The 4356-nt window shown below is 53.9% G+C and carries 6 protein-coding genes; all 6 read right to left on the reverse strand.

Going from position 1 to position 4356, the window contains the following annotated elements; translation table 11 throughout:
• Positions 1-671 (reverse strand): hypothetical protein (locus E4680_RS13460; RefSeq protein WP_135282939.1); only part of this gene is annotated, 671 nt, incomplete at its 3' end.
• Between the two features lie 12 nt (positions 672-683).
• Entirely contained in the window at positions 684-1331 is a 648-nt protein-coding gene (locus tag E4680_RS13465; protein WP_135282940.1) for a hypothetical protein, read from the reverse strand.
• A 12-nt stretch (positions 1332-1343) separates the two neighbouring features.
• Positions 1344-1736: a hypothetical protein gene (locus E4680_RS14155; RefSeq protein WP_167792524.1), complete on the reverse strand. Its 393-nt coding sequence runs from the start codon at positions 1734-1736 to the stop codon at positions 1344-1346.
• Positions 1737-1748: 12 nt separating this feature from the next.
• Complete coding sequence (locus tag E4680_RS13470) at positions 1749-3185, reverse strand: SGNH/GDSL hydrolase family protein (protein ID WP_135282941.1); 1437 nt, start codon at positions 3183-3185, stop codon at positions 1749-1751.
• Between the two features lie 9 nt (positions 3186-3194).
• Positions 3195-3965, reverse strand: a complete 771-nt coding sequence (locus tag E4680_RS13475) for a hypothetical protein (RefSeq protein ID WP_135282942.1) — start codon at positions 3963-3965, stop codon at positions 3195-3197.
• A complete protein-coding gene (locus E4680_RS13480; protein WP_135282943.1) occupies positions 3962-4258 on the reverse strand; it encodes a hypothetical protein in 297 nt (98 codons plus the stop codon). The genes E4680_RS13475 and E4680_RS13480 overlap by 4 nt, the downstream gene beginning before the upstream one ends.
• Positions 4259-4356 lie beyond the last annotated feature (98 nt).

Raw genomic sequence — 4356 nt, forward strand, 5'->3', positions numbered from 1 at the left:
ACCTCGAGCGCTGTTTTGCCGAACGAGAGTTGAATTTTTCCGTTGTTCTGCGTGACGGAAATCCCGAGCGATTCCATCCGCATGGTTTGGCCGACAGCAAGGTCAGTGATAGCCTCAGAAACCTGCCCGAACGAACCGCCTAGGGCTGCCGCCAGATCGGAAATTCGCCGCATCGATTCGCTGGTGGTGTCGAACCCTCGGGCCTGCAGCTTTACGAATGATTCAGTGAGGTCGGAAAGTTCAGCCGGTAGTTCGGTCGCAATTGCTTGAAGCCCAGCCATCGCGATAGCTGCGCTTTTTGCGTCGCCCGTCACGGTCTTGACCTGGCCTGACAGCTTATCGAATTCGACGATGTTTCCGAACACGGCTGTGACAGATGCAGCGGCAGCAGCAAACGCAACGAGAGGTCCAACAGCGGCGGTTATCGCCGCCCCCATTGATGTGATGCCCTTCGTCGCCCCTGACGCAGCAGCGCCTACCCCAGCGGCAGATTTTGCAGCACTGGCGGATTTTGCGGCTAGATCGGAAACGCCACCGCCTGCCTGCCGCGTTGCCGATCCAAGAGCGCCGGCTGAACGAGCGGCAGACGTAGCAGCATTATCCAGCGATTCAAGCGCGGTCTCCGCCTGCTGCGCCCCGCTGAGCTTTACGTCTACCGAAATTTCAGCCATTTACCGGACTCTTTAAAAGTGAACGCTGATTTCGCAAAAGTGCATCGCCCAAGTTTCCGAAGAATCCGTGCTTCCGTTGCGCGCATACAGGCGGATTTGTTGACCGCTCAGATTTGCAAATAGGATTGTACCGCCGGGCATCACGCCACCATCCTGAAACCCGTTAATGCCGCTTGTTTGGTAATTACCAGAAGATGTAATCTGCGTAGTGTATCCATACGCCCGGACAACTGCACTTCCTGCGCCACTATCAGCGGCGGATGACAGAGCAAACACCGCATTAGATGCAGCGGTGCCAATTGATAATTGATATTGCTGCGCTGCGCTCAGCGTGCCATTCCGTCGGCCCTGTGCGCGAACCTCGAATGATGGCGCGCCAGGAGACTGCAAAAGATCGTCAGGGATAATCAGCCCATCAAATGCGTTCGGCACTTCGGTGAGTGTTGGATATGGTCCTGATTCGGACTGCAAATTTTTGCGCCTCAAAACACATTCGCCGTCCTGCGGGCGCCAGTAAATTCCGTTCGATACCCAGACAGAATGCCCAAATTCCGGAATGGCTATTCGCATTCCAGAATTACCCGGCGCATCAGGCTTGCTGGCCCACGAATAAGGCGGCGGCGGCGCGTAGGATTCTGGGCTGATTCTCACAATCGGCATGTCAGCCTCCCGTTACGGCGTTTGCACAATTTCGACGTTCGATGCGGCGCCTCCGGTTGAGATTGCGATAAACGAGGTCCAAGCTGAATTCTCGCCGGGACCTTCAGTGTCTGCAGCGGTTATGCCGCCCTTTGCCCACATTACCCAATTGCTCGACAGAGTGCTCAGGTCACCGCCGTTAAAATTTGCATAGGTAAGCCGTCCGGCGGTTGCGTCTGCGCTAATCAGCGAGTGCGGGCTACTCGATTTGTAAATCGTGACCGTTGCGCCAGCCCCTGGGTATACGCTCAAGCGCGCGCGTGGCTTTACGATCAATACGGCGCCAGAAATTTCACCAGCAGCAATAACCCGAAGGTCTTGGATGTGGTTTCCGACGGTTGCAGTAACATTGGTTCCGGACGGCATGTCAATAACCTCTTAAGTCAATGATTTGGCAACGGCATTTCTCAGCTCGGCAGCCATCATCCTGCCAAGCGCGCCATGTCCTTTGATCGTCGGATGGATGCCATCCGGTCCCGTGTAGATATCACAGTTTCCGTCTCCAGTTGTAGCGCTTTGCTTTCCGGATCCGCGCAAAAATTTGATACGCCGGTTTTGTAGCGGCACGAAAATTGCGCCCTTCTGGTCGCAAACCTGTTTAATTTTTGCTTCGACAAGCAAATCTGTACCGTCTCCGATTTTCCCCGGCGATGCGTTCGCGCCGAAAACAGCGATAATCGCTCCAGGATGCATCGACCGTGCATCGTCGATAAATGCCGCGCATTCAGACAGCAGGACCGGGTTTGCGTGTTGGCTGGCGTCGTTATGTCCGCATAGCAGCGTGATAATATCCGCGTCCAGCCCTGGCGTTGCGGTTAATAGCTGCTTTCTGAACGATGGGAATTTACCATTCGGGTATGGGATCGAGTCTGCCGGGAGCACAACATAAGTCGCATCACAAAACCCTGAAGACGACGCCGCCATGTTCAGAAATTCAAACTCTCCGCCGAACATGTAATGCATTGTTTCGCCAGTTCCGTGAACCTGAGAAAATGCAGTCGATGTGTCGCTAATTACGCCGTCCGAAAATGAGTCGCCAAATGCCAGCCATCTCAGCCGCTTAGTCGTTGGGACGGTAATCGTTGATGTTACTCGAGTATGGATCGAAAGCGGGCAGTACGCGAACTCAAAAACAAGGCTGATTTTTCGGCGCGCAACGGTCGGAAACTTGAATTTGATGTAGTGGGAAACAACATTCGGGTAGAAATTCCACGGCATAGAGCCGACGTTGAGATTTGATCCCGAAATCACCGGCGTCATGATCGCCCCATCCACGGCAACATGCATCGTTACTGATGCGCCGCCCTGGCTGCTGGGCAGGTAAAAAACATCTCCGTCCAACGTGAAATCGCAATATTTTGGCGCCGTACCCATGCCCCACGATTGGCCCGGCTCGATATCGGTGTCATGCCCTGCGTTTCCCCCTGTTGCTCCAGAAACTTTCAATTTCGGGCCAATAAGGTAATTACGTATCGACCGTTTGATCGATAGATTTGGGTTCAGCCCTCTGAATAAATGCGTATAACGATATTCTTTAGGAACGACCGTCCCATTTTCGTGATCAAACCCAAACGGGTAAATGATCTGCGTTGCCGCGTCAGGATCTGCGGCGGGATCTGATACCGATGATATCGTCGGAACATTGTTGGCGTTTTCCATCGTCGGGCGAGGCCAATTTCTGGGGCCGTGCTCATTTACTAGCGATTGCTCAGCGTCATACGCCGATATCAATGCTGATGCGGTCGCCTCTTTGCGTTTCAGATCGCGATAGCGCCCTAGCGTGAGGGTTTCGGTCGCTAGTTTTACGATTGCCATATTGTTACCTCAGTAAATTACGTGTAGCGGCCGATTTATCACGACAATTTCAACAGGGATTGATCTGATCTGGTCCCCAACAGGGACTTCCATCATTTTGACTAGGCCATTGAAATAGCGTGACTCCAAAATATCACCATCCTTTATGCGCTCGAATTTGATCACATATGGCGACGAATCGATGGATGCGACAGCAAGCGCCGTGTTCCCTGCGCTCTCGATGTCTGGCACCCTCATGGTTACAGCGCCGAATATCGATCCGCCCTTGATGACGTCTGGCGATCCGTCGAGCCATCGCGCCGTTACGCCCTCAGATTGGACGCCGCCAATCTCAACAGACTCAACTCTAAGTGGCTCATAACTCAAGAGCATAGCTTCGCCAATCCCCCACCGAGCAGCTGGGCTGGTTGAGATCGACGCAACAAATCCGGATCCGGTTTTAACCACGTCATCCGGCACAAATTCCGTAGCGCTAGCCGTTACTGTGCCCGAATCAACGATGATCAGAACTGCGCTGAACCCAACAAGCTCTGACGACAAATCGGCCGTAACATTAATCCAGCCCGACTTAAGTCCTCCTGGATTGTTCAGGTCAAATGATGCCGCGGTCAGCAACCCGGAAGATTCGTCTACGATGACGTTCTGCCTTGGTGATGTGCTGGCATATGCGCGCGCAACCCCGGCGGTTTGGTCTAGAGATATTCTGATCTCGCCACCTGCCGGATAAATTGGACCAATCTGGCCCACCGCGGAGATGTCCCATTGCGACGAAACAATCATCCCAGGCTGTCCAGCCAGATAGATATCGAGTCGGCGATAGAATCACTGCTCTGTTTCCACGGCAGCGGCGACTTATCGTCCTGGCCCTCGTTGTAGCCTGTTGCGTATGCGGCTGAAATTTTGCGAATCATGATTGCAGCTCTCCCGAGTTTGATCCCTGCGAAGCGCGCATAGGATTCAATCTCTCCATAATCCAGCCCAACAAGGCCACTCATTCCAGATCGTGCGACGCCCAATTCTGCGATGATCTCGATCAGCCATGGCGTTAGGCCATGATCGATCGTATCGGGCATCTCTAGCCGTCGTGCCGCTGCGAATCCTGCGCATCTGGCCCAATGGCAGGCGGCATCGACTCCCCCAGCGCATACGACTCCGGATTGTTGGCGAACGC

The sequence above is a fragment of the Candidatus Macondimonas diazotrophica genome, from assembly GCF_004684205.1.
GTDB classification, from domain to species: domain Bacteria; phylum Pseudomonadota; class Gammaproteobacteria; order UBA5335; family UBA5335; genus Macondimonas; species Macondimonas diazotrophica.

Coding starts and splice junctions, on each gene's coding strand:
- E4680_RS13465 (WP_135282940.1), bottom strand. CDS start 1,331: ATGCCGATTGTGAGAATCAGCCCAGAATCCTACGCGCCGCCGCCGCCT.
- E4680_RS14155 (WP_167792524.1), bottom strand. CDS start 1,736: ATGCCGTCCGGAACCAATGTTACTGCAACCGTCGGAAACCACATCCAA.
- E4680_RS13470 (WP_135282941.1), bottom strand. CDS start 3,185: ATGGCAATCGTAAAACTAGCGACCGAAACCCTCACGCTAGGGCGCTAT.
- E4680_RS13475 (WP_135282942.1), bottom strand. CDS start 3,965: ATGATTGTTTCGTCGCAATGGGACATCTCCGCGGTGGGCCAGATTGGT.
- E4680_RS13480 (WP_135282943.1), bottom strand. CDS start 4,258: ATGCCCGATACGATCGATCATGGCCTAACGCCATGGCTGATCGAGATC.